A 25348-nucleotide genomic window follows, 5' to 3' on the forward strand; every position below is an offset into this window, starting at 1 on the left:
CATACTCTATCCACCACTTTGCTCGTTCTATCCGCTACTTTCCACATTCTATCCAACTACTTAACACGTATCCTTTACTTTTCATGTTCTATCCACCACTTTATGCGTTCTATCCGCTACTTTCCATACTCTATCCACCACTTTGCTCGTTCTATCCGCTACTTTCCACATTCTATCCAACTACTTAACACGTATCCTTTACTTTTCATGTTCTATCCACCACTTTATGCGTTCTATCCGCTACTTTCCATACTCTATCCACCACTTTGCTCGTTCTATCCGCTACTTTCCACATTCTATCCAACTACTTAATACGTATCCTTTACTTTCCATGTTCTATCCACCACTTTGCCAGTTCTATCAGCTACTTCTTTTCAAGCTCTAAAACGCTCAACCTTGCTAATAAATCGCTCCATTCGAAACTTCCGGGGATTATTTCTCATAAACTAACTGCTTTATTTCTAATTAATCTCCTACTATTCCTAGGTGATTAACTATAAATAATCTAGCTAATTTTCAGAAATCACCTTGTTCTTCTTTAGTATCCATGTTAAATTGGTAACAATTATTGAGAATACTATTAAATTGAAAGCGATTTTTGTCGCTTTTAATAATATTGGAGAAAAGAGTGACGTCATGACATTAAACAGAAGTATTGAAACTAAGCTTGTGCAACTAGGAAATTTAAGTGACCCGACAACAGGTGCTGTTAGTCCTCCGATTCATTTATCAACTGCTTATAAACATACTGGAATTGGTGAATCTACTGGCTTTGATTATTCACGTACAAAAAATCCAACACGTGCTCTTTTAGAAGAAGGGATTGCTGATTTAGAGGGTGGCGATATGGGATTTGCCTGTAGCTCTGGTATGGCTGCTATTCAATTGGTCTTATCCATATTTAAACCCGGCGATGAATTAGTAGTGCCAGATGATTTATATGGAGGTACATATCGACTATTTAACTTCTTCCAAGAGACCTATAATATCAAGCCTGTCTATTCGAAATTTGAATCTGTTGAGCAGGTAGAAGCATTAATTAATGAAAATACACGTGCATTATTCATTGAAACACCTACAAATCCGCTTATGCAGGAGTTTGATTTACAAGTGTATGCTGAGCTAGCACATAAACATGGCGCATTGTTAATTGTAGATAATACATTCTACACACCTTACTTCCAACGCCCAATCGAATTAGGAGCAGATATTGTGCTTCATTCTGCTACGAAATACATCGGTGGTCATAATGATGTTTTAGCTGGTCTAGTCGTGGCAAAAGGTGCGGAATTAGCTGAACGCATTGGCTTTATTCATAATGGTAGTGGTATGGTGCTAGGGGCAATGGATTCATGGCTGCTTATTCGTGGTTTAAAAACAATGCATCTTCGTTTGAAACAACATGATGCAAATGCGAAAGCCATTGCTTCTTATTTAGAAGAAGAGGCATTAGTGACGGATGTACTTTATACAGGAAAAGGTGGCATGCTGTCATTCCGCTTGCAAAAGCCTGAGTGGATTGACCCATTCCTTCGTAACTTAAAGTTAATTACTTTTGCTGAAAGTCTTGGGGGTGTCGAAAGCTTTATTACGTATCCTGCTACACAAACGCATGCAGATATGCCTTATGAAGAGCGTGTAGAACGTGGGGTTTGTGATCGCTTACTTCGTTTTTCTGTTGGTATTGAGGAAGCGGAAGATTTAATTGCCGACTTACGACAAGTATTCGATATCCTGAGAAAAGAGGCATAACTTATGAAGCAACGAATTGAAACTAGCCTTATTCATGCAGGTGTTCGTGATGGCTATGTAAATAAAAAAGGGGCTGTCAATGTCCCTATGTATCTTTCCTCCACTTTCCATCAAGAAAGTATCGATGAGTTTGGAGAATATGATTATGCTCGATCAGGCAACCCTACACGAGATGCTTTAGAAAAGGCTGTAGCAGAGCTTGAAGATGGTGTTCGTGCTCATGCATTTTCATCTGGAATTGCCGCCGTGTCAGCAGCTTTGATGCTGTTATCACAGGGTGACCATATTGTCATGACCGAGGATGTTTATGGTGGCACTTATCGTTTTGTGACAAAGGTGTTACCACGCTTTGGCATTTCTCATACGTTTGTAGATTTCACAGATTTAGCTGCAGTGGAAGCAGCTATCACACCAGCTACGAAATTACTTTATATGGAAACACCATCGAACCCAACATTAGGTATTACAGATATTCGAGGGGTGGTGGCTCTTGCAAAACAACACCAGTGCCACACATTCTTAGATAATACATTTATGACGCCGTTACACCAACGCCCATTAGAACTTGGTGTTGATGTAGTCCTCCATAGTGCAACGAAATTTTTATCTGGTCATTCTGATATTATTGCAGGCTTAACAGTAACAGCTGATGACAAGCTAGGACAAGATCTATACTTTATCCAAAACTCCTTCGGTAATATTTTAGGTGTGCAGGATTCTTTCACACTATTACAGAATATCAAAACGACGGATGTACGCTTTAGCCGTTCTGCTGAATCTGCTCAAAAAATTGCAGAATTTTTAGCTAGTAATCCACTTGTGGAGCAAGTCTATTACCCTGGACTTGCCTCACACCCTGGTTACGACATCCATCAGAATCAAAGTACAAGTGCTGGGGCCGTATTATCCTTCCGTCTACCAAGCTATGCAGCCGCAAAAGCATTAGTCGAAGCGATGACCATTCCTGTTTTCGCAGTCTCTCTTGGAGGTGTGGAATCGATTCTTTCCTATCCAGCAAAGATGAGTCATGCTGCAATGGAGCCTGAGGAACGTGCAAAACGAGGAATCACAGATGGACTGTTACGTTTTTCAGTGGGGCTAGAACATGTGGAAGATTTAATTGCTGATTTCGCACAAGCATTAGAGATTGCTGCGAAGGCTTAATCGAATATACAATGGGAAAACCGCGCCTATATTATGACGCGGTTTTCCCATTGTACGCTCAATTTTCCACCTTTGCTAACACACGGTATAAATAATCACCATGCCCCTTCGCTAACAGTGCATCTTGCTCAGCTGAAATCCAATAAAAAGAAAATAGTAAATCTTCTTCGTTCAAACCAGTTGGATGATGCTGCCATGCATCCCGTGTTTCAGTTGATGTTAAATGATAAAAATAGCGTTTCTGTAAAACACCTGATGGATGATTAAAATAGTCTTGTGCTATTAACCCCATTACGCTAAGCGTTGTTAGACCAGTCTCCTCCAGCATTTCACGCTTCACTGCCTCTAAAGGTGTTTCTCCTTCCTCTACTGTACCTTTGGGAACTTGAATACCTGCCCCTACTGTATTTTGTTCAAAAACGAGTACTTGTAGTTGTTCCTTATGCTTTCTTGTAATATAGCCAAATGCTTTTTCAACTACTTGCATGAAAGTGGTCCCCCTTCAACTAATCGAATTTACAATAAAGATAAAAAATGGAATACCAGGTGAAAAGTGTTGACACTTATTATACGACAGTTGCAAGAAAATGACATTACTTTTGTACAAGAAATTGCTAGAATAAGCATCTATTAATAATAGTAAACTTGTTAAGCAAAATAAAAAGTGTAACGGTGTGTTGCCAAAGTCTTTATCTTGGATTCAGTGAACGTTTATACACTCTCTGAACAAGGGAAAAAATAAGCATTCATCTATTGAGGTAAGCATCACCAAAATAAAAAAACGAGAATATTTTTTAATACACTCACTTAAAACGGAAGAGACATTTCCTCATTTTGTAAGAGATGGTTATGGAGAACCTTCCCTCCTACACACATTTCATAAAAATTAACGGCGCTTTAAAACAACCATTACACATTTGTCTATGTCAAATCTATATGCTCAGCTTGGATAACAAGTGCTGTTAATCCTGTTGTACTGCCAGATTCATGCGCTTGTCCTTGTTGCCACAGAACGCCTTCTCCTGTTTTTATACTAACTTTTTCTACATCTTCACCACAAACCCAACCTTCCCCATGTATAACGATAAATAGCTGTGGAACAGGTGCGTCATGCATACCAACCACTCCACCTGGCTCAATATAGATGAAACCGATAGTTGTCGGCACTTCCATTTTCGTGATTTTTCTATAAAACGCATTGACGGACTGGTATTGATGAATTGGATTCGCTAAATCTTGTGTAAAATGAACTATTTGCATCTAACTCTACGATCCTTTCATACTAGGCTAGTTCTTCCTGTGCAAACGCTAATAGTGTTGCATCTTTATTTTTGAAATAAAAAGCAAATGCATCATAGCCATTTCTTTTAATCGTTTCCCAGTCTGCAGTTTCTCCATTTATAAGCTGTACATTTCCTTGTTCATCAACCTCATAGTCGTCCACTTCTTCGTCATAATCAATATTATAAAAAAATGATAAGACAACCTCTGTTGAGGGCATGTTATATTTCTGAAGTGGGCGGTTGACTCGTTGCTCTTGCGTATATTCATCACAAAAGAGTGCATCATAGCCATGTATGGTCCCATCAAAAAGTAAGATTTCTTCCGTTGTTAAAGGGTCCTTTGCGACGATTTTAGTAGTTGAACCAGTAATGAATGGCAGTGTTTCTCCGTTGATGGGTAACAAATTGCCAAAATACCAAATGTCAAACTTTACATTCCCTGTGCTTGAACGAAGCTGTATTTGCGACTCGACCTCATCTAGCTGCTGTACATTTGCTGCAAATGGCTGCAAATATAGTGGAATAGGAATGGTCATAGCGTTCCTCTCCTTTTTCTATTAAATAAAATAGCATCCTTATACAGTATTATACATCGCTTTTTCTATTTTTACCCAAAAAGAAAAACCCAGAATTTTTTCTGGGCTTGATGACACTTACTTTTCTAACATGATTAAAACTGACGGGCCTTTGCTTCACTTCGCAAGAGACGGTTATGGAGAGTAATCTCCGTTTCACCATTTACTTGCGATTTTGCTCGCTTAATCCTTGACCAGTTGCGGTGGATTTTTTGAGATTTTGGGTCTAATTGTTCAAACCTACTCATTTTTCATCCTCCTCCTCATTATAGATTTCATAAGTGAAATCTTTGTTATTATGACCAGCTAGGATAAATTTATACAAACGATCATTCATGAACATTATTCATTTGCATATTGTACATAGTATTCTACTCCAATGGGCAAACCATCTTTATCCATATCAAAATGACCAGTGCAAAACAGCCCTGCACTCAGCTAGTCAGTTTAAGTATTGAATGCTCTCTATTGTTTCTCCAATAAAACTTTGACAATTTTCTCAAGCTGAAGATCCAAAGAGTACGGATCTTCCATCACGAATTCATCATCGAACTCACCATACATATAAACATTACCCTTTTTAACAGCAGGGGCTCCTTGCCAAATTGGGCTGTTCAAAATCTCTTCTGCATCTTCTTGCGAATTCACATAGACAAATACATGATCGCCTAAATACTCTGGTAGCACCTCTAATGAGATATTTTCAAAGCCTTCTTTCATATTCAACGCTTGTTCTGTAGGAGGTAATTTCAACATCTGATAGATGGTATTACTACCATAATTCCCTCCTTCAGCAGCTAACACATACAAACCTGTAGGGCTTAATTGTACGACTGACACTGTTTCGCCTTCCTTAATGATGCCATCTATTTGTTTTCGAGCATCTTCTACCTTCTGTTCATATTCTTCTATCCATTGCTCTGCTTCTTGCTCTTTCCCAAATACTTCAGCAATTTTTCTGAATTTTTCTAATGGTCCTGCTGTCGAAAGCTCTTCCCAATAAGGAATAAAAACAGTCGTACCGATTTTTTCATATTGCTCAATATTTTTTTCAATCGATCCAATGATTAAATCTGGCTCTAACATAATAAGTTTTTCAGGATTCATTGGGAAGTTACCTAAATTTTCAATTTTATCTATCGTTTCTTGAGGAATCCCTGATTTTTTAATCCAGCCTTCTGTCAACATCCCTTCGCGGACACCAACTGGAATAATGCCTAGCTTTAAGAGTTGTCCCATATATTGGTCGGCTGCCACGCGTTGTGGTTGTGCTGGAATTTCTACATCTCCTCTTGGGGTAGAAACAATTCTTGTCTGCCCTTCCTGTGAAGCTTCTTGTCCACTATTCGCTTGTGTTTCCACTTGTTTCGTCGTTGATGGTGAGGCTCCGTTCGTATTCGTTGTATTTGAGCATGCCGCTAGCAGCAGTGATAGACACATAAACAACGTCATTGCCTTTACTTTCATATTTTTGTACTTCGACATTTCGCTTGCTCCCTTTCGTTGATAATGATTTTCAATTTCATCATCAATATACCACTCGAATTGTTTTGGGAGAATAGCATATCTTCTTTTCCAAAGTGGCAATTCTTCATCTTCAACTTGTTGTTTTTGTCTCCATTCGACTTTAAACTGAGCTGGAGATACACCCTTATGTCGTTTAAAGCTGCGGCTCAACGAATGACCGTCGGGATAGCCGACATGCTCAGCAATTTCCTGCAACGTAGCATCTGTTTGCACTAGTAAATTAGCTGCTTTATTTACACGTATTTCTCCCAAATAATGAATGGGGCTAGTTTGCATTTTTTCTTTAAATAGCTTCGATAAATAACCTATGCTACAGCCTAACTCTTGTGCTAACTGATCAAGCGTCAGAGGCTTATGAGAATGTTCCTCTATATAGCGAACCGCCTCCGCTACTATATCTTGTTTTACTGGGTGAATCCCCTGTGCATGCATTTGTCTTAATAATTCAAAGACATATTGATAAAATAGTGATTTAATATGTAAATTTTTCAGATCTTTGTCAAAGGATTGTAGCCAAGTCCTATGCATCTGCTCAGCCTTATCAAGTAAAGCAAGCGGATTATATGGCGCAAAAGCATATTGATATTGAAAAGGATTATTGTTTTCCAGCAAAGCTACAATCTCTTGTCGATTAGGTAACGAAAGTATTGCTTTATAGAAAATCATATAATATTCAAACTCTTTTTCCGCTACAATCTCTATATACACCCCTTTCCCTACATGCAGAACATGAAACGGTTGTACCATATGCCTGTTTTTATCCACCCATATTTGGGCACTTCCTCTTTTAGTATAAAGAAAGGCACTAGTCGGTAATCGATAAGGGCCAAATTCTTCTTCCTCCTCCATCGTCGTAAAACGTACATCCATTATTTTGATGTATGCGTGATTCCACAAAAGTATATGATCGCTTAATTTCATGAGCTAAGCACTCCTTCGAACCATTTTCATGTATCTAGTTTAACAGAAACTCCACTAATTGATAATGATTCTCATAAAAAAATCAAAAATGGACTTGTCATTGTTATGATCAAGCCCATTTTAGTATCTATTATTTTTTAAAACGATTACCTGTGTTCACATAGATCATTAAAAAAATCGTTTGTGCTACAAAGAGAACAAGCCCGATACTAAATAACCATTGTGTATGAAATAGTTCATTTAGAACCCACAGTAGTATACAGAAGCAGTAGCCATACATCATTTTCCCCATATATTTTGCAAGTGCTTTCTCATCATATTGTTCTTTTTCTTCTTGTGACATCGTATTAAAACCTGCCAGTAAAAAGGCTCCTTTACCTTGCGATAAAACGATGGCAAAGATGAGAAATGGAATCATAATGATTAAATATACAAAAACGCCCAAAGTTAACAATCCTACTTTCCATTGTTAATAAATTGCTGAATCGCGGGTAGCAATTCTTCATGCAGTGGCAAGGAAGGGTCTGCATAGGTTGCTAAGTTCCCAGCACGATCTGCTGGAGCTTTTTTCAATACATGATTCATGCCCTCCATATAAAGCAGCTTTGCCTCGTGTTTACTTTTCTTTAATGCCTCTGCATCGGCTTCCTTCACTTGTAAATCGGTTGTTCCTTGTACTAGTAATACACGACTTTTTACTTTCGCGAGCTCCTCTGCTGGATTATATTTTAGCAATGAAATCAGGAAAGGTTGCACGGATGGACGGAAGAGGGCTTGCAGCTCCGGCGAAATATTTTTCACTTGCTCACCTTGTTTTAAAGATGTCAAAATGTCAGTTGATTCGTTGAAAAGCTTTGGCGCTAACTGCCCTTTTAATTGTTCCAATAACACCTCATCCAACGGTCTCCCGGCCCCTGCGATGGAGATAAAGGAATCAACCCCTGTTTTTTGAGCTGCTAACAAACCAATTAGTGAACCTTCGCTATGTCCAATGACATGTACGCTTGAGTATGCTTCATCAGCCATCAATGTTTGCAGTATTTGCACTGCATCATCAACGTATTGATCAAACGTGCCATCCTCTTCCTTCGTTAAGAGCGCTTGATTATCACCAAGTCCTCGCTTATCATAGCGAACTGTGGCAATGCCCTCTTGCGCTAATCCTTCTGCAAGCATTTTTAAGCTGTTATTTTTACCAGCTAAAGCTGAATTGCCATCCTTATCCGTTGGCCCAGAGCCCGCAATTATAAGTGCAACTGGCGATGGAGATGTGCTAGCCTTTTGCAGTGCTACTGTTAAGTCACCCTGTTGACCAGGAATCTTTAGTGTGTCATAGGTAATAGGCTGCTCTTTATAAGACTTTAAAATGAGTGGATATTTCCCACCGTTTTGTTGGAATGTAGCCTCTATTTGTTCATTTTTCAATGCACCAGCTATTTCAATAGCAGAGCCGTTTAAATTAATGGACACCTTTACATGATCACCTGTATAGCTCACACTTTTAAATGGAAAATTGGATAAGCCTTGTGCTGGAACTGATAATGTGCCGCTATCCTTTTGTAAATCAACGATAATCGGCAGTGCGCCATTAGGTGTTTCAATATTTCCTTCCCATTTTCCAAAAAACTGTTCACTCATCGTACTGTCCCCCTTCGTCACTTTATTTTCAGCAGTCGCCTCCTTTTGACCACAGGCACCTAAAAGTAAAAGCGTACAACATAACAATAACAATTTTTTCATACAATCTCCCTCTCTATATGAAGATTACCAATAAAATTGGCAATAATGTAATGACGATTATGATGTAACTCCATTTGTTCGCCAAATTGACGGTCCAACCAATCCCATATTTCTTCTGCACTAATAAGGAAGGATCGTTTTTATTACAATAAAAAATGCCCCATTTCCAATATCGATCATCTGCGACAGCTGTTTCATTTGTATGTACCTCATCAAAGCGTTCGTTAATTTTACTTAGCTTCCAAATTAATGCTAATAATCCCCCTAACGTAACGATATTAAAAACTATAAAAAACGGGAAAAAGTATGGTGCCGTTTGGTCATGTAAAATAACGGTCGTGTAGTGTAAAACAACAAATAGAATCGTCATACTAAAATTAATCGCTGCTAAATACCAGCTACCATATTTACGCTGAGCCAGTTCTCGATGAATCGACGCTTCCTTGGCTTGTGCGCTCAATTGTATTTTGGCACTTTTCATCCCTCGGCTCATGGTGAAAAAGCTAATTTGTATCGCCAATAATATGAGCGGCATACTGATGATAGAGAGCCCAGATTTTTCAGTCCAACCGTCTGCCTCCCCCGCAGCATTCCAATGAGTCGCAAAAACATCTGGAATCGTATCATAGTTCATATACGTAAAAGCAATCAATGCTAGTGTCATGATGATGGGTAAGCTAAAAAATATTGGGGGTAATGTCTCATCTTTTTGACGTACAGATAAATCTGTAACATACACCGTCTTTATTTGCGTTTCCCACTGCTCCTGTACTTTTACTTTTTTTGTTTTGACATGATAATACATATACAGACCAGATGATAAAAGGAGCATGACATACAAAAGAATAAAGGAAATTAAAGGCAGCTCTTCCTCCTGCATTGGCGAAAAATACAAGCCGATTTGTGCTAGTAAACATAAACTTGCAATGGCAGCTATTATTTGGCTATAGCGCTTTTTCCACTGTTTTAATATTGGATGTTTAACATAGGGTTCTGGTATAGAAACACCAAAAACATTCGTTTTTCTTGTTAAATGTGGTGTCATGGTTTCCAAAATCCCGACAATGATAAAAATGCCTACTATGATAAGCATACTCCCCCTACTTCCATTGTTTTAAAATTCGCTGGAACAAACTTGTCATTTGCTCTTTTTCTAATCCACGAGCAAAAGCTTCTGCCATAATAGGCTTTAAGGCATTTTCAACTTTTTCTACTTCTGTTTCTTCCAGCTCTCGCTTTTGACCGCCGATAATAACCGCTTTCGCTTTCGGCTTTAATTCGATTAATCCCTTTTCTTCGAGTTCATGATAGCTTTTACTCACCGTACTGACATGGATACCTAAATCCGTAGCCATGGCACGCACAGAAGGTAATGTATCACCATTTTTCAGCTTTCCTATTGCAATTAATTCAATTAATTGATTGGCTAATTGTTTATAAAGCTGCAATTCATTACTTGGATCTAGCCGTATGTGCATATCGTCCCTCCAATCTGTCTCGTTAATAACCAAACAGAATCTGTTATGTATAGAGTAATACAGATTTAATTAAATGTCAAATGAAGGTATTTTTTTCGAACAGGCTCTTCACGTATTAATTACAAATCACTAAATCAAAAAAGGACCCAGAGTAATTCTGGATCCATGGACACTTATTGCCTCTATTTGATTTTTAACTGGCGTGGTTTCACTTCATCTTAAACTACAGCAAAACAGATTATTTCTGCCTCACCTTTATGCTTAAGATTTAAGAAGCTTCAACCTTAAACAGTTGTGGCGGACTTTCCTGAGATTCCTGGTCTTTGGGTGTTTGACTTGTACTCATTCTGCATCCTCCCCATCATATTAGATTAATAAGTGGTTCCTCAATTATTATGAACCATTTCTCATTGTTTTATTCGTGGTTCAAATTTTTTCTGTAAAAACTTGCTGAGCAATCGTTAACGCATTTTGCACTCGTGGGAAACCGATGTAGGGGACTAATTGTAAAAGTGCCTCTACAATTTCTGTCTGTGTTAAGCCCGCATATAAACCTCGTTGGATATGCGTTTTGGTTTGTGGTGCGGCACCTTGCGTGACCACTGCTGTCATCACTACAAGTGCACGGCTTTTTGCATCTAGTCCAGGTCGTGCATAGACATCACCATATGCAAATTCAATGATCATTTTGCGTAAATCTGGTGCCACATCTGCTAACGCTTCGGATTCAATCATCCTTGCTGCTTCTTCCTCTGTGACATATTGTTGAATCGTTTCGAGCCCCTTTGTAAAACGTTCGTTCATTCACTTAATCCCTCCCACGTTTTTATTACAAAAACCCCAATTCTGCGTCTCCAGAATGGGGGATTGTCCTTCACATATGTAAGGGTCTCTTTTTCGCGTCACCCTCTGGCTCAGTCAAAAAAGGATAAGGTTTTCATAGTGCCTCACAGGACAGCTTTAATGAATATCTATGCAAAAGTCACAAGGACATGCACGCAATAATTAACTTTCTACAAGACAGGCTTTAGCTTTCTCAATTTGGATTTTTACTTGTTCAAAGCCAGTACCACCTAAGGAATGACGGCGACGAACGGCCGCTTCTGGCGCTAACACATCATAAATATCCGCCTCAATTAGCTCGCTTTCTTGCTTCATATCTTCAATTGGTAAATCTAATAAATAAATCCCCTTTTGAATACATGTAAAGACGAGTTTTCCTGTTACCTCATGTGCCTCTCGGAATGGCATACCTTTTGTAGCAAGGTAATCTGCCAGCTCTGTTGCATTCGAGAAGTCAGAATGGACAGCCTGATGCAAACGCTCCGTATTAACGGTCATCGTACGAATCATGCCTTCAAAGATTTTAAGTGAACCAAGAATAGTATGCACCGTGTCGAACATGCCTTCTTTGTCCTCCTGCATATCTTTGTTGTACGTTAATGGTGTGCCCTTTAATACAGTTAACAAGCCCATTAAGTTACCATAAACACGCCCTGTTTTACCTCGAATTAACTCTGCCATATCAGGATTTTTCTTTTGTGGCATAATGGAAGAACCCGTTGAGAAAGCATCATCTAGTTCGATAAATTTGAATTCATCTGTTGACCAAATAATAATTTCCTCAGCAAAGCGTGATAGATGCGCCATGAGTAATGATGAATTGCTTAAAAATTCAACAATAAAATCACGGTCACTCACAGCATCCATCGAGTTTGCATAAACCTCGCTAAAACCAAGCAATTGCGCTGATTTTAAGCGGTCGATTGGGAAGGTCGTCCCCGCCATTGCCCCTGCCCCTAATGGCAAAATATCAATACGTTTCATGGATTCTGTAAAGCGTTGTTTATCGCGCTCTAACATCCAAAAATACGCCATTAAATGATGGGCAAAGGATATTGGTTGTGCGCGTTGTAAATGTGTGTAACCTGGAGCAATTGTTTCAATATGCTCCTGTGCTTTCTCTACTAATGTTTGCTGGAACGTTACGACTAAATCAATTGCTTCCTGCACACGCTTTTTCAAGAAGAGATGCATATCAGTCGCTACTTGGTCATTACGGCTACGACCTGTATGTAGTTTGCCACCAACAGGACCAATTAAATCAATTAACATCTTTTCTAAATTTAAGTGTATATCTTCATTGGCAATAGTAAATTCAAGCTCTCCTGCCAATGCCTTTTCCTTTAATTGGGCAAGACCATTTAGTATGGTCTCTACGTCAGCCGCTGGTAAAATGCCTGTTGCACCAAGCATTGTGACATGTGCAACACTACCTTCAAGGTCCTCTAGCACAAGTTGCTGGTCAAAGCCAATGGATGCGCCGAACTCATCTACCCATGCCTCTGCTGATTTTTGGAAACGTCCACCCCAAAGTTTTGTCATGTCAGCTCACCTTTTCCTTCATTACTTATCGAAAGGTGTAGTGTAAGCACAAATGCTCCACCACACCTTGCTTGTTAACATTATTTTTTATTGACAGATGAATTCACTACAGTTGGTAGACCCCATAATTCAATAAAGCCTACAGCGGAAGCGTGATTGAATTGATCTTCCTTCGAATAAGTTGCTAATTTTTCATTGTATAATGAATTCGGTGATTTACGTCCTTCTACAATCGCATGCCCTTTGAATAGTTTCACACGTACTGTCCCATTCACATACTGTTGTGATTCAGCAAGGAATGCTTCAAGTGCATCACGTAAAGGTGAGAACCATAAACCATCGTAAATTAATTCCGATAATTTTTTCTCAATCACTGGCTTGAAGTGAGCTAATTCTTTTACAAGCGTTAAATCTTCAAGTTCTTTATGAGCTGTTAACAGCACTTTAGCACCTGGAATTTCATAAACCTCACGAGATTTAATTCCGACTAGACGATTTTCCACGTGGTCGATACGCCCTACGCCATGTGCACCCGCTACAGCATTTAATTCTTGAATTAAATCAGCAAGTTTCATTTCTTTTCCGTTTAATGTAACTGGTTTACCAGCAACAAATTCGATTTCCACATATTCTGCTTCATCTGGTGCATTTTCAACAGAAACTGTTAAGCCGTAAGCTTCTTCTGGTGGAGAAACCCATGGATCTTCCATAATTCCTGCTTCGTTGGCACGTCCCCATAAGTTTTGGTCAATTGAAAATGGAGAATCTAATGTTGCTGGAATCGGTACATTGTGTTTCATCGCATATTCGATTTCCTCATCACGGCTCCAGCCCCATTCACGAACTGGTGCTAATACTTCTAGATCAGGATTTAATGCTTTAATAGAAACTTCAAAACGAACTTGGTCATTTCCTTTTCCTGTGCAACCATGAGCAACAGCGTCCGCACCTACTTGATTAGCAATCTCTACTAATTTTTTTGAGATTAGTGGTCGAGAAAGAGCAGATACTAATGGATATTTCTGCTCGTACCATGTATGCGCTTGTAATGAGATAAGTGCATATCCTTCTGCAAATTCATCTTTTGCATCAACCATATATGATTCAATTGCTCCAACTTGTAGAGCTTTATTTTTTACGAATTCAAGATCTTTCCCTTCACCAACGTCAAGACATACTGCAATAACGTCCCAACCTTGTTCTTTTAACCATGGAATTGCTACCGAAGTATCAAGTCCGCCTGAATAAGCTAATACAACTTTTTTATTTGCCATTAAAATGCGCCTCCATTGCTCTATAGATATGTATGTTTATACATATATTTAAAAGTTTATACACGAATAGTATCATGTTATAAAAATAAATACAAGTGTATTTTTATAAATTAAAAGACTTTTATTTTTATTGTCACAAGGAAGTAATACCATACAGTAAGTCATAGTGGAAACCGATAATATTCACTCAAAAAAACGTTTTTTCACTATATGCATAAATGTATACTATATAAATTTAGCAACGGACAATAAAAAAGAATCCATTATACAAACTGGATTCTTTTCTAGTTATCGCTTCCCATATAAGACTTGCTTTGGATTAATCAGGATGAGTAGTATTACCACTACTGAATATAAAATGGCGTTATACATGATTAAATCAACTAGGTTTCCATTGATGGAACCAATAAAGAAATTAAAGAACTGATGAATGATTATGGGAATGATTAAATTCTGATTGATGTTGTAAAATACTGCCATCATGATGGTTGTCGCAATGATCGATATCATAAAGAATAAACTATATTTGATTAAAGCCATGCCCATAAACCCTGTCGTAAACCAAATGGGTAAATGCCACAACCCCCACCAAAAACCTATGATGATGGCAGCTAGTAATGGTGAATACTTCTTTTGAAGCTCTAGCAGCGCAAAGCCTCTCCATCCTAATTCTTCACCTAGTGGTCCAGACGATAGATTTCTAAAAAAATAATAGCTTATCATACCCCATGATGTGAGCGTAAAAATAGCGTCTGTTTCATGATTATTCATGACAAGAAGTAAAATAATCAAAAAGATAGAGGCTTGTATGATTAGCACAGAAGCAATTACAGAAAATTTAAGCTTATACTTAAATTTTTGTTTCACAAAGTGTATAAAGCTCTGTCCTGGATAGATTTTTTTGAACAATATTATAAAGGCAAAGGTTGATGACCAAGCTGATAGAGAGCGTACTACATCAAAAACCCAGTTAGGAAAACCTAACAGCTTGACGGCTCCTACAAGACAAAAAAGTGGCCAAAAAATAACATTGGTTAACAAAATAAAACTGGCTACTGGTCTTTTTAGCTTTTTGTTTTTACTCATGCAAATCCCCCGTTTCGTTGCGATTATCTTCAGCATAAACCTGGGGGTTGCTCACAGGTCAATAGTGTTTCTCTTCAATCGGTACATACATTTCTAAAAAAATACGTTCAAGCCCTTCCTCATAGGTGGCAAGCAATAAATTAATATAAACAAGCCCTCCAAGTTCATAGCCCTTTTCTTTGGCTATCTTTCTTATATTCGCTTCCACTTTCTCGTCAGTATTATTGCCACCCGTCGACCATCTCCCATCTTCAACGACTGTATACATACATTTGGGGTGCGATAAAATTTCGCCTTCTACTGCGTTATCACCTTCTTCTATTTTCCTGACAATCATAAATTTATCTTCTACCATACCATCATCATTAAAGCGTATTACTCTTCTTAATGATGTAAGGATTGCTGCTTTTTTTAAACTATCTGTGTTGTCTTTTAGCGTGTCATATTCATCATAAGCTGTATAATGGTCTATTTCGCCCATTATTGCTAACGGTTTCATTTCTTTTACAGTGTATGTTCCTAAATATTGTTTAATTTTTTGGCAATCTTCTTTCACAATCTGGAGTTTTTTTAATAACCGTTTTTTATAAGCGATCTCCTCTAATACTTCTTGTTCTTTCTCTTCTAATAATGCTTGGATGCCATCTATACTCTTGCCTTTTCTTAACTCCTGAATTTTTTTAATTTCAAAATCAATCTCTCTATAAAAGTTGACTGTTGTTATATCATAAATATCAAAATGATTATATTTTCTATATCCGTTCTCGCTATTTTGCTGAGGCTTTACTAATTCCTTTTCCTCATAAAATTTTAAAGTATCTCTAGAAACGCCTAAAAATTTAGCAACTTGCCCAATTGTATACATTATTTTCTCCTTTTCACGGCTTCATCTTCACTACTATATCAACAATTTCACGAAAATAGGAAAAAACTGTAGACACGCTCATTGAGTATGTTTACAGTTTGATTATTTACTATTTTTTATTGAAAAGGGATTTGCCCAAAAATTCAATGGTTGCAGGAGCCAATGCATACAATTTGCTCGATAATCCCATGATTCTAGGTAAATTAACCTCACGAACTGGGCGTTCAATCGTTTTCACTGTCGCTTGTGCAACTTCTTCAGCTGATAATAAAAATCTACCTATAGATTCCCGATAGCCACTTGCATCACTTGCCTTGTCTAAAAATGGTGTATCAATCGGGCCAGGATGGATGGCAGTCACATTTACATTATACGGAGCTAGCTCCATGCGTAGCCCATTTGTAAAGCCAACAATGGCATGTTTAGTGGCAGCATACACACTTGCTTTTGGCGTTGCGACCTTCCCTGCCTGTGAGCCAATAAAAATTAGATGGCCATGATTCCGTTTCATCATGGTAGAAGCTAATCGTTTAGCAAGATAGATAGGCACACTAACATTCAATTCAATCATTTGAGCAATATCCTCGTCATTCAAAGCAGGGGCAACAGCAAACTTTCCTACACCGGCTGAAAGAATGGCAACATCAATCGGTGGGAGCTGTGCACAAACACCATCTAGTGTATGTAAATTGGTTAAATCAGCTTGGATGACATGGGCTCCTAAACGTTCTAATACCTTTAGGGCAACAGCATTGCGACCTGTAGCATAAACTGTATGACCTTGAGCTACTAGTAATTCTGTTATTTTTAAGCCTACACCACTTGTTGCACCTGTCACGAAGATCGTCTTTTTATCGTTATTCATGCATAAACCTACTTCCTTTGAAATAAATAGATACCTTCTTCCGTCTTCGTTGACGTAACATAATCATTGGCCTCTAAATAATCTAAATGACCAAGTGTTTTGGACAAAGTTAAACCAAGCTGACGCTGGAAAATAGCTGGATACAAACGTTTTGTTACTTGTACAACGGTTAATTGATCGTCTCCAAGTAACTCATAAACTTTCAATGATTGCTGATGCTGACGCTCTAATCGTTTATCAATTAGATAGGGAATATCCTCTAGCTCTGCCCCATGCCCTGTATGCATCATTTTAACAGGCAATTGGCGTAAAATTTCAAGTGATTGATTATATTGCAGTATCGCTTTAGTACGTATCAATGAACGATCCAATGGTGGCTCTATTAATGGGTTGGGTGTGATCTTTTCCAGTAATAAATCGCCACCAATGACATGATGCGTTTTTTCATCCCAAAAAATAAAATGGCTTTGTGCATGCCCTAATGTTTCAATCGCCTTTAATCCTGGATGACCAGGCACTTCATCTCCATCAGCCAAAATTTGTGTCAATGGACGTTCACCCACAAGCTCTAATTCACGACGAACATGTACGCTACTTAGAATATATTCTTGTGGTACACCATGCTCAAACAAACGTTCACTGTAAAATTGCTCGTGATAGCGTAAAAAATCTTCATCATGACGAAGCCATTTATCATTATAAGCATGCCCTAAAATTTCTGCATGTGGAAAGGCATCGACCCAACCAGCATGATCAGGATGATGATGGGTTAACACAACCTGTTCAATATCTCGCATATCAAAGCCAGCTGCTCGAATCCCCCATTTCAAAGCATCATAGGCTTCCATTGTTTTTGGTCCAACATCAAAAATGCTGAGTGCATCTCCTTTTACAACAAATGCATTGACATCTCCTACTTCATAGGGTGTTGGTATTTCTATTTTGACTATAGACAAAGTTGTCTCCCCCTTTTAACGCACTAGTGAATACTGATTCATTCTATTTTACAAGTTTTTTCTGTTTTCGTCATCCTCCTGTTGACAGCTTGCTAATTCCTCACTATAATTTTGAATAATCTAATTATTTTTGTGCGTTGACGAAGCCGAGTACGTAACTGGTGAAGGTGTTAGAGAGTGTTACATTTGCTGAGAGTAACATCACCCGCTCCCATTACCGAACCTACTTCTGAGCAGTTATGCAAACATAACCGTTTCCCTTGCGATAAGAGGGTTTAGAGTTGTGCCAACATTTGGCAAACAAAGGTGGTACCGCGGAAACGAGAGCGTTTTCGTCCTTAGAGATAAGGACGAGAGCGCTTTTTTATTTTGAACTGGAGGTTTTGTTCATGAAAAAAATATTATTTATCGGTGCAGGTTCCATGGCAGAAGCATTGATGCAAGGCTGGATTAAGGAAAAAGTATTTACACCACAAGAAATTTACGTCACCAATCGCTCAGACAAAGAACGTTTACATTTCTTACATGAAACATATGGCGTTCATTGCATTTTTGATCACGCCATTTATCAACAGGCAGATCTTATCATTTTAGCGATGAAGCCAAAAGATGCCGTTGCTGCGATGCGTGACCTAAAACCAAAAATTACAGCGCAATCTGCTATACTGTCAATTCTAGCGGGTATCGCCATCGACACCATTACAGAATTTTTAGGGAGTCGCCCAGTGGCACGTGTGATGCCAAATACTTCTGCCACAATTGGTATGTCAGCAAGTGGCATTGCATTCAATAACGAAGTTTCCCCTGCACAGCGCATTATTTTCCTCCAGTTGCTAGAGGCTGTCGGCTCCGTTATAGAGGTGGATGAGGATCAGTTACATGCTGTAACAGCCCTTTCAGGTAGTGGCCCTGCTTACATTTATTATTTAATGGAGGCCTTTGAACGTGTAGGTACGAAGGTAGGGCTATCGAAAGATACGGTGCGACTACTGATGACGCAAACACTCGCGGGCACTGCTGAAATGCTGAAGCAATCAGTAGATGAACCGGATGTCTTACGTAAAAAAGTAACAAGTCCAGGTGGTACGACAGAGGCTGGAATTCAAGCACTAGAGCAATATCAATTTAATGAAGCGATCGAGGCTTGTATTAAAGAAGCGGAGGCGCGATCTCGTTCACTTGCAAATGGATAACATTAGGTGCAAAATAGAGTGTATTACTAGGAATTAGGGGGCTTTATTTTGAGTAAATTATTCGAACCATATCAATTGCAATCCATCTCCTTAAAAAATCGTGTTGTCATGGCACCTATGTGTATGTACTCTGCTCAGGATGATGGCATGGTCACACCTTTTCATTTGGTCCATTATGCGACACGAGCAGCTGGTCAAGTAGGTTTAATTATTTTAGAAGCGACAGGTGTTGTACCAGAAGGTCGTATCTCCAACAAAGATTTAGGCATTTGGGACGACGCACACATTGATGGCTTGCATCGACTAGTGGAAGGTATGAAAGCATATGGTGCTAAAGCAGGTATCCAGCTTGCTCACGCTGGACGTAAAGCAACAGTTGACGGCGAAATTTTTGCCCCATCTGCCATTGCCTTTAGTCAAGACTATAAAACCCCAACAGAAATGACAGAAGATGACATTCACTATGTAGTAGAAGCATTTAAACAAGCTGCAGTTCGCGCTGCAAAAGCTGGCTTTGATGTACTAGAAATACATGGCGCACATGGCTATTTAATCAGTGAATTTTTATCACCGGCTACGAATAAACGTGATGATCAATACGGTGGCTCACAGGAAAATCGCTATCGTTTTCTTCGTCAAGTCATCGATGCGGTACGTAGTGTCTGGGATGGTCCATTATTAGTACGTGTCTCTGCGGAAGATTACGCTGAAGATGGCACGACAATGGAAGACTTTATCGTCTTTAGCCGCTGGATGAAATCACAAGGTGTTGATTTAGTAGACGTGTCAACAGGCGGTGTTGTATCAGCAGCCATCAATGTCTTTCCTGGCTATCAGGTGCCACAAGCGGAAGCAATTAAACATGGAGCTGACATCCCTACCGGTGCAGTTGGCCTAATTACAACAGCTATTCAAGCCGAAGAAATCCTCCAAAATAATCGTGCTGATTTAATATTCTTAGCTCGTGTCTTACTACGTGAACCTTACTGGCCATTACATGCGGCTAAAGAATTAGATGAAGAAATACAACCACCCGTACAATATGTTCGTGGTTGGTAAACTAATCTCAATCAAAAACAGCTTGCCATGTATGATCTGCCTCGTAAAAGTTAACATCAAGCTAACTTTTACGGGGCAGTTCATGTATCAAGCTGTTTTAGATTAGTGGATTATGTTTTAATTCTTCATCAATAGCCTGTACTAACGCCTCAGCATCATCAGCTGTGACAATTTCCCCATTCACAATTGCAAAAATACTTTGCTCACAAATTTCACAATGTGAAGTACAGCCAGATTCCTCTATGTCAATATCATCACGTTCCATTAATACATCATACGCATCTGCCGCACCTAAAGACAAATTTGTGATGCAAAATTCCACTCTATTTTTTAATGGCTGTGCCTCTTTCTTTTTTCTAAAAAGAGAAAATACCATGTGCATTGCCCCCTTACTTTCTACTATCTATCATAGCACAAGGAGCTATTTTCAGTGAAAACCCTTACATATCAACTGAATAGTAATCCTATTATTTTTGAACATCATGTGACTTATAAATAATTTCTTGTCTGCAATAACTCTATTAATGTAGCTGGAACTTGGGCTGATTCTTTATAAAAAAGGTACACAGGCACACTCGGTAATGGGAAATCTTCAAAAGGAACAATATTAAACCGCCCCTCCATCCGTTCTTTTCTGACAATCATACGAGGTAGAAAAGACATACCTAGCCCATCTTTTATTAATCTTTTTACCACATAAGATTGAGAAATGGATACTTGCTTCGTCAAAACGTATTTTTCTCTTAATTTATGTAGAAGCTCTCCCCAAATTGTTGGATGATGGTGCGTAAATAAAGTGTACGTTTGAAATAGTTCCTCAAAATCAATATAGGTTCCTGTTTCATCATCGTACGCATCTAGTGGCATCACTAACTCTAGAGGACTATCAATCAGCAAATCTTGATGCCAATGTCGATAGCGTGTTGGTAATAAGGAAATACCGATATGTGCTTTATCTTGATTTACTAAATCTTCAATTTTAGCTGAATCCTCAACTAAAATTGATATTTCAAGAGTGGGGTTGTCGTTGATAAACTGATACAAAACATGAGGCAAAATCGTTTCAACCATTAAAGGAGTTATGGCAATAATGACCTTTTCTTGAACGCCTTTACTTGCTAATCGAATACGTTCAATACTTTGTTCCCACTGATTGATCATTTGCTGTGCCTCAAGTTGAAATAACTTCCCAGCGTCCGTTAATTGTACACGGTTTTTTTCGCGCTTAAATAATTGTACATGTAGATATTCCTCTAATTGCTGAATATGAACCGTAATGCTCGGTTGTGATAAATGTAATTGTTCCGCTGCACTTCTAAAATTACACGTTTGGGCTGCTACTATAAAAGACTGTATCCACTTATATTCCAAAATCTCACCTCTTCGATTAAAATTCTTAATTAAATTCATTAAATATATTTAATTTACTAAATTATACAATAAGAATAGACTGAAAATTAACTAGATTATGTTACTACAAAGGAGAGAAAACTATATGCCGCACACTACACTAAGTCGTCAATTTCGTATTTTTGCCAAACATGAATGTGAAGGCTCGAGTCCGCTATATGAACATTTAGCCAATAAAATTGCCGATGATTGGGATTTGTTAGACATTGCCACCTTTATCCCACAAAATCAACCTGCGCCAAATTTATTGTTAGCAGCGGTTCATTATTTGTTAGCTTCTTCTAAAGACCCTTTAAGAAATTTTTATGCATCTTTCACTGCCACTCCTCATCCAATACAGAAGGCATTTCCTTTTTTTAAAGCATTTGTATTGGCGCATGTAGATGAGTTGAAAATAGTGTTTCAAGAAAAACTTGTGCAAACCAACGAAATTCGACGCTGTGCCTATCTCTACCCAATGATGACAGAAATTTACAACAAACACCAACAACCATTAGCCTTAATAGAAATTGGCGCAAGTGCAGGTCTTCAGCTTGGCATGGATCATTACAATTATTGTTACAATCAACAATTGTCCATTACCAATACTAAAAATGCTGTCGTGTTGTCCTCAGAAAATCGTGGTGAAACACTTCCTATTTCTCTTACAAACTCTCCCGTCGTTTGTAAAAGAATAGGTATCGATTTAAATCCAATTGATCTCCGTCGTGAGGAAGATAGTCAATGGCTGCAAGCTTTAATTTGGCCAGAACACCATGAACGTCGATTGTTGTTTAATGAAGCTCTTCCTATCTTCCATAAGTTAAATATTCAGTTGATAAAAGGTGATGCTATTCAACTAGTCAAAGAGCTCAGTCAAACAATAGAACAGGAGGCAATGTTAGTTGTTTATCATACACATGTCGCCAACCAAATGCCATTAGAATCACGTCATGCATTAATCGAGCAATTAAAAGAGATAAGCATGGAACGCCCTCTCTATCATTGCTATAACAATTTATTTGACTTACAGCTGCATCAAGATTTTATCAATCACGGCACCGTTGAATCGATTCGTACAATGGAAAGACCAGATGGGCATGCACGATGGTTTCAGTGGTCCAACTGCTAGCATTAACATCAAAAAGAAACGCTGTGTCATACTACTACACAGCGTTTCTACTAGTCTTTAAAAATCGTATTCAGCATCTTTTTTCGCACGAATTTCTGCAAATGCGTCTGTTACCATTACTGTATCCTCTGCTAACCGTTCTAAACGGAAAAGGACATCATCATTAACTATTTCTTTGCGTAAAAAATCTTTTTCTTCTATAAATACATAGGTAGGAACGATGTGAGCTTTCATATAAGCGAGAATCGGCTTTAATTGCTGCTCCACCATTAAATAATGCTTCGATGTACCTGCTGTGACAATGACGCTGACTACTTTATCGCGAAAGGCGTTAACTGGTAATAGATCAAAGATGTTTTTTAATGTAGCAGGAATAGACGCTTGGAATGTTGGTGTGCCAATAACGATGGCATCTGCAGCCATAATGGTTTCAGTAACATATTTTGTATCACCATCATAGTCAAAGTAATTGCGGCCATCACTAAATACAAGCTGGTATTCAGCCAAATCCAGTAGTGTTATTTCGTGCTCTGGGTATTTTTCTTGTACTATTTCCACCATTTTGTGCGTGGCTGTTCTTGTTTTTGAGCCGACATTGGAACCGGCAAGTGCGACAATTTTCACTGCTAAACACTCCTTACTTTGCTGTATATTTTTTCATCGCCGGAAGTATATCGTTGCCGATGATTTCAATGTTTTTCATGATTTTATCGAATGGCACCCCACCGAAATCGATTTGTGCCATAAAACGTTGCATGCCGTATAGCTCATATTGATAGAGTAATTTCTCAATAATTTGTTCTTTACTACCGACCATTAAGGCATCACGTGTATCTGTAGCCTGAGCAAATTGTTGTTTTGGATAGCCTCCACCACGAATCGCTTGGAAACCACCGTTTAAATGTGGATACATACCTTGCAACGCCTCTTTCGTAGTGTCTGCTACATAAAATAAGCTCGTTGTGGCAACAGGTAATTCATTTGGATCAAAGCCTTTTCGCTCTGCTGCTTCTCGATAAGCATCTACAGATGGCTTAAAGTTTACAGCAGGACCTCCTAATGTCGTTAGCATCATCGGGATTCCCATATACCCTGCTTTGATGGCACTGGCAGGTGGTCCACCGACAGCTCTCCAAATTGGTAAGGAACCATTTTTCGGCTGCGGTAAAATTTGAGCATGATGGAGTGGCGGACGGAATTGACCTTCCCACGTCACAAGCTCCTCGTCATTTATTTTCATGAGTAGTTCTAATTTTTCCTCAAAAATTTCCTCATAGTCCTGTAAATCAACACCTAGCAAGTGATATGCCCCTACTCGCGAACCACGGCCTGCCACAATTTCTGCACGACCATCTGATAATAAATCAATTGTGGCAAAATCCTCATATACACGCACAGGATCTGAGACACTTAATACCGTAGCTGAGCTAGATAATTTAATTTTCGATGTTGCTTGCGCAATGGCGCCTAACACGACCGTATGTGCCTGTGTTGTAAAATAAGATTGATGACTTTCACCAACACCAAATACATCGATGCCTGCTTGTTCCGCTAATTGACTAGCCTCAACTAGCTCTTTTAGTCGTTGCTGAGCAGAAATACGCTCGCCTGTTAACGGATTAGGAATATGATCCCCTAAAGAATACAGTCCAAATTCAAGTCCTTGAGATTGATCAATACGATATTTTTCCATCTTATTTTCTCTCCTTAATCGAGTGGTTCTAAAATCGCTTCAATTTCTGCTCGTTTCTCTTCTAAAAATGGCGGCAGATCTAGTTCTTTTCCAAGTTCTTCTACTGTAGAATCCACAATAAACCCTGGGCCATCAGTTGCCATTTCAAATAAAATGCCGTTGCGATCCCTGAAATAAAGACTTTGGAAATAATAACGATCAACGACACCTGTACTATCCAAACCTTGCTCCTTAATTTTTGTATCCCATTCCTGTAGCTCCTCGGCATTTGCTACACGTAAGGCAAGGTGATGAATACTGCCCTTCCCTGGTTTCTCACTTGGTCCTTCCAATTCTTTGACGACAATCTCTCCAAGGACTTCTCCTTCAATCGATTGCAAAACGGTTTCTTTATCATTTTCTGAAACAACTGTATAGCCAAATAAATCTTGTAGTAAATTTACTGTTCGTTGTAAATAACGCACAGTCATTTCAACCGTTCCCATACCTAAAATACGATGTTTTTCAGGAATGTCATTGCCATCCCAAGGTTGCCATTGAGCAGGCGTTTCCTGCCCTCGATGGTTTAACAGCACCATGCGTAAGCCTTCATGATCTTCGAAAAATAAGGCTTCTTTCCCTGCATAAGTAGCTATGTCACTATGTTCAACCCCTAGCTGTTGAAAACGTTCTTTCCAGTAAAGTAAGCTTTCATAGCTTGGTACGAGTAAGCCAATGCGTGTAATGGCATTTGTCCCTCGCACTGTGCGTCCTGCAACAGGCATTTCAAAAAATGTTAATTCTGTACCAGCAGCTCCTGTTAAATCACCATAAAATAAGTGATACATCGATGGTGAGTCCTGATTCACTGTTTTTTTCACACGTCTTAATCCTAAAATTTTTGTATAAAAATGATTATTTTGTTTGCCGTTTTTCGTTAGCATAGATATATGATGGTGTCCACTCAATTTGTTCATCTTGTATTCTCCTCCTTAATTTTTTCACTTGACTAAGCAAGTGAATGTTTAAAAA

General features: G+C 38.7%; 26 protein-coding genes. 5 read left to right on the top strand and 21 right to left on the bottom strand.

What is annotated here, in order from left to right:
* Positions 1 to 636 precede the first annotated feature (636 nt).
* Together GJU32_RS07670 and GJU32_RS07675 are read left to right on the top strand one after the other, a co-directional pair.
* Complete coding sequence (locus GJU32_RS07670) at positions 637 to 1752, top strand: methionine biosynthesis PLP-dependent protein (RefSeq protein WP_155591374.1); 1116 nt, start codon at positions 637 to 639, stop codon at positions 1750 to 1752.
* 3 nt (positions 1753 to 1755) lie between these two features.
* Entirely contained in the window at positions 1756 to 2916 is a 1161-nt protein-coding gene (locus GJU32_RS07675; protein ID WP_155591375.1) for an aminotransferase class I/II-fold pyridoxal phosphate-dependent enzyme, read from the top strand.
* A gap of 58 nt (positions 2917 to 2974) precedes the next feature.
* Here the strand turns inward: GJU32_RS07675 and GJU32_RS07680 are convergent, their stop codons facing one another.
* The 16 genes from GJU32_RS07680 to GJU32_RS07760 all read right to left on the bottom strand — a co-directional run bounded on the left by GJU32_RS07680 (position 2975) and on the right by GJU32_RS07760 (position 17871).
* Positions 2975 to 3403 (bottom strand): NUDIX hydrolase, encoded by a 429-nt coding sequence (locus GJU32_RS07680; RefSeq protein WP_155591376.1) that lies wholly within the window; start codon positions 3401 to 3403, stop codon positions 2975 to 2977.
* A 434-nt stretch (positions 3404 to 3837) separates the two neighbouring features.
* Positions 3838 to 4176 (bottom strand): cupin, encoded by a 339-nt coding sequence (locus GJU32_RS07690; protein WP_155591377.1) that lies wholly within the window; start codon positions 4174 to 4176, stop codon positions 3838 to 3840.
* 22 nt (positions 4177 to 4198) lie between these two features.
* Positions 4199 to 4735 carry a hypothetical protein gene (locus GJU32_RS07695; protein ID WP_155591378.1) on the bottom strand — a complete coding sequence of 179 codons (537 nt, stop codon included), beginning with the start codon at positions 4733 to 4735 and terminating at the stop codon, positions 4199 to 4201.
* A 134-nt stretch (positions 4736 to 4869) separates the two neighbouring features.
* Positions 4870 to 5022, bottom strand: coding sequence for a YpzG family protein (locus GJU32_RS07700; RefSeq protein ID WP_082389415.1), 153 nt, complete (start codon positions 5020 to 5022; stop codon positions 4870 to 4872).
* Positions 5023 to 5239: 217 nt separating this feature from the next.
* Positions 5240 to 7222 (bottom strand): AraC family transcriptional regulator, encoded by a 1983-nt coding sequence (locus GJU32_RS07705; protein ID WP_196426635.1) that lies wholly within the window; start codon positions 7220 to 7222, stop codon positions 5240 to 5242.
* Between the two features lie 130 nt (positions 7223 to 7352).
* Positions 7353 to 7667 carry a DUF3784 domain-containing protein gene (locus GJU32_RS07710; RefSeq protein WP_155591379.1) on the bottom strand — a complete coding sequence of 105 codons (315 nt, stop codon included), beginning with the start codon at positions 7665 to 7667 and terminating at the stop codon, positions 7353 to 7355.
* Between the two features lie 11 nt (positions 7668 to 7678).
* Entirely contained in the window at positions 7679 to 8962 is a 1284-nt protein-coding gene (locus GJU32_RS07715) for an alpha/beta hydrolase (protein ID WP_155591380.1), read from the bottom strand.
* 13 nt (positions 8963 to 8975) lie between these two features.
* Positions 8976 to 10055 carry a DUF1648 domain-containing protein gene (locus GJU32_RS07720; protein ID WP_155591381.1) on the bottom strand — a complete coding sequence of 360 codons (1080 nt, stop codon included), beginning with the start codon at positions 10053 to 10055 and terminating at the stop codon, positions 8976 to 8978.
* 7 nt (positions 10056 to 10062) lie between these two features.
* A complete protein-coding gene (locus tag GJU32_RS07725) occupies positions 10063 to 10440 on the bottom strand; it encodes a GntR family transcriptional regulator (RefSeq protein ID WP_155591382.1) in 378 nt (125 codons plus the stop codon).
* A 426-nt stretch (positions 10441 to 10866) separates the two neighbouring features.
* Positions 10867 to 11244 carry a carboxymuconolactone decarboxylase family protein gene (locus GJU32_RS07730; protein WP_155591383.1) on the bottom strand — a complete coding sequence of 126 codons (378 nt, stop codon included), beginning with the start codon at positions 11242 to 11244 and terminating at the stop codon, positions 10867 to 10869.
* A gap of 201 nt (positions 11245 to 11445) precedes the next feature.
* Positions 11446 to 12825 carry an argininosuccinate lyase gene (gene argH / locus GJU32_RS07735; protein WP_155591384.1) on the bottom strand — a complete coding sequence of 460 codons (1380 nt, stop codon included), beginning with the start codon at positions 12823 to 12825 and terminating at the stop codon, positions 11446 to 11448.
* Positions 12826 to 12905: 80 nt separating this feature from the next.
* Positions 12906 to 14099, bottom strand: a complete 1194-nt coding sequence (locus tag GJU32_RS07740) for an argininosuccinate synthase (RefSeq protein ID WP_155591385.1) — start codon at positions 14097 to 14099, stop codon at positions 12906 to 12908.
* A 288-nt stretch (positions 14100 to 14387) separates the two neighbouring features.
* On the bottom strand, positions 14388 to 15185 hold the full coding sequence (locus tag GJU32_RS07745) for a CPBP family intramembrane glutamic endopeptidase (RefSeq protein ID WP_155591386.1): 798 nt from the start codon (positions 15183 to 15185) through the stop codon (positions 14388 to 14390).
* Positions 15186 to 15243: 58 nt separating this feature from the next.
* Entirely contained in the window at positions 15244 to 16050 is an 807-nt protein-coding gene (locus GJU32_RS07750) for a MerR family transcriptional regulator (protein WP_155591387.1), read from the bottom strand.
* 109 nt (positions 16051 to 16159) lie between these two features.
* Entirely contained in the window at positions 16160 to 16915 is a 756-nt protein-coding gene (locus GJU32_RS07755; RefSeq protein WP_155591388.1) for an SDR family NAD(P)-dependent oxidoreductase, read from the bottom strand.
* A gap of 8 nt (positions 16916 to 16923) precedes the next feature.
* On the bottom strand, positions 16924 to 17871 hold the full coding sequence (locus GJU32_RS07760) for an MBL fold metallo-hydrolase (RefSeq protein ID WP_155591389.1): 948 nt from the start codon (positions 17869 to 17871) through the stop codon (positions 16924 to 16926).
* Positions 17872 to 18260: 389 nt separating this feature from the next.
* Here GJU32_RS07760 and proC point away from each other — a divergent pair, with 389 nt between their 5' ends.
* On the top strand, positions 18261 to 19064 hold the full coding sequence (gene proC / locus GJU32_RS07765; protein ID WP_155591390.1) for a pyrroline-5-carboxylate reductase: 804 nt from the start codon (positions 18261 to 18263) through the stop codon (positions 19062 to 19064).
* A 48-nt stretch (positions 19065 to 19112) separates the two neighbouring features.
* Positions 19113 to 20123 (top strand): NADPH dehydrogenase NamA, encoded by a 1011-nt coding sequence (gene namA / locus GJU32_RS07770; protein WP_155591391.1) that lies wholly within the window; start codon positions 19113 to 19115, stop codon positions 20121 to 20123.
* Between the two features lie 97 nt (positions 20124 to 20220).
* Here namA and GJU32_RS07775 read toward each other — a convergent pair whose 3' ends face one another.
* Positions 20221 to 20499: a YuzB family protein gene (locus tag GJU32_RS07775; protein ID WP_155591392.1), complete on the bottom strand. Its 279-nt coding sequence runs from the start codon at positions 20497 to 20499 to the stop codon at positions 20221 to 20223.
* A gap of 113 nt (positions 20500 to 20612) precedes the next feature.
* A complete protein-coding gene (locus GJU32_RS07780; protein WP_196426636.1) occupies positions 20613 to 21494 on the bottom strand; it encodes a LysR family transcriptional regulator in 882 nt (293 codons plus the stop codon).
* A 124-nt stretch (positions 21495 to 21618) separates the two neighbouring features.
* Between GJU32_RS07780 and GJU32_RS07785 the strand changes: the two genes are divergently transcribed.
* Positions 21619 to 22644, top strand: a complete 1026-nt coding sequence (locus GJU32_RS07785) for a DUF2332 domain-containing protein (RefSeq protein WP_155591394.1) — start codon at positions 21619 to 21621, stop codon at positions 22642 to 22644.
* 57 nt (positions 22645 to 22701) lie between these two features.
* Here GJU32_RS07785 and GJU32_RS07790 read toward each other — a convergent pair whose 3' ends face one another.
* From GJU32_RS07790 to GJU32_RS07800, 3 genes are read right to left on the bottom strand one after another with little or no spacing between them, the layout of a single operon-like run.
* Positions 22702 to 23268, bottom strand: a complete 567-nt coding sequence (locus tag GJU32_RS07790) for an NADPH-dependent FMN reductase (protein ID WP_155591395.1) — start codon at positions 23266 to 23268, stop codon at positions 22702 to 22704.
* A gap of 13 nt (positions 23269 to 23281) precedes the next feature.
* Entirely contained in the window at positions 23282 to 24337 is a 1056-nt protein-coding gene (locus tag GJU32_RS07795) for an LLM class flavin-dependent oxidoreductase (protein WP_155591396.1), read from the bottom strand.
* A 14-nt stretch (positions 24338 to 24351) separates the two neighbouring features.
* Positions 24352 to 25293 carry a ring-cleaving dioxygenase gene (locus GJU32_RS07800; protein ID WP_155591397.1) on the bottom strand — a complete coding sequence of 314 codons (942 nt, stop codon included), beginning with the start codon at positions 25291 to 25293 and terminating at the stop codon, positions 24352 to 24354.
* Positions 25294 to 25348: the final 55 nt, after the last annotated feature.

The organism is Lysinibacillus cavernae (genome assembly GCF_009724685.1).
Classification (GTDB): domain Bacteria; phylum Bacillota; class Bacilli; order Bacillales_A; family Planococcaceae; genus Lysinibacillus; species Lysinibacillus cavernae.